The 664-nt window shown below is 59.6% G+C and carries 1 pseudogene; it reads right to left on the bottom strand.

Annotated features, from left to right (window positions below):
- Positions 1-61 precede the first annotated feature (61 nt).
- A pseudogene (locus WS46_RS35935) lies at positions 62-664 on the bottom strand (hypothetical protein); the annotation flags it as partial.

Here is a 664-nt window from a genome sequence, read left to right as displayed (position 1 = left end):
AACACCTCGCGCTGGATCGGCTGCCCGTACATATCAAGAATTTGTGCCATTTTTCGTTTCCTCAAAACCCGCGTCGACTCGATTGCGGATAGTCGTAGTCGTCGTCCCGTTCGTCCGAACCGCGCTCGATCGGTCGGGACGTGACGGCTTCGTAACCGTCAGTGATGCCGTAGCCGCGCGACTGCGCGATCATCCAGAGAATGTGCAGCGCGGTCAGGCCGTCGAAGTGGTGATGGCTCTGCGGCTCGGGCCATTCGTCCAGTTCGGCAAGTAGCGTGGTCAACCCGGCATGAAAGAGAATCGACGGCGAGATACGATCTGTGACGAACGGTTCCAGGGAATCGATCCGCACTTCGGGAGCAACGGATGCGGTGACACCGACGAGCGGTAGTGGCACGCCAGCACGCAGGCTGGACTTCAGCAAATCCTGCCGCGCCCACTCGTAAGCGTTGTTGTTTTCGAATCCGAAAGCGCGACAGCGAAACTCTCGCTGGACCTTGATCAGGTCCGATTCGAGTTTCGACGGCACACGCCGTTTGATCTCCGCATGGACGACGTGCAGCTTGCGACTGACGGTATCCAGACCGCCGACCAGGATCGCGGACGGGTCCGACTTCCTGCCTTGGCCCATCGACGGATCGCACGCACCAAACATCAACCAGGA

Origin of the sequence: Burkholderia sp. RF4-BP95, assembly GCF_001521985.1 — a bacterium.
GTDB classification, from domain to species: Bacteria; Pseudomonadota; Gammaproteobacteria; order Burkholderiales; family Burkholderiaceae; genus Burkholderia; species Burkholderia diffusa.
The sequence above is the reverse complement of the archived record's forward strand: the minus strand, read 5'-3'. Positions and strand labels throughout refer to the sequence as shown.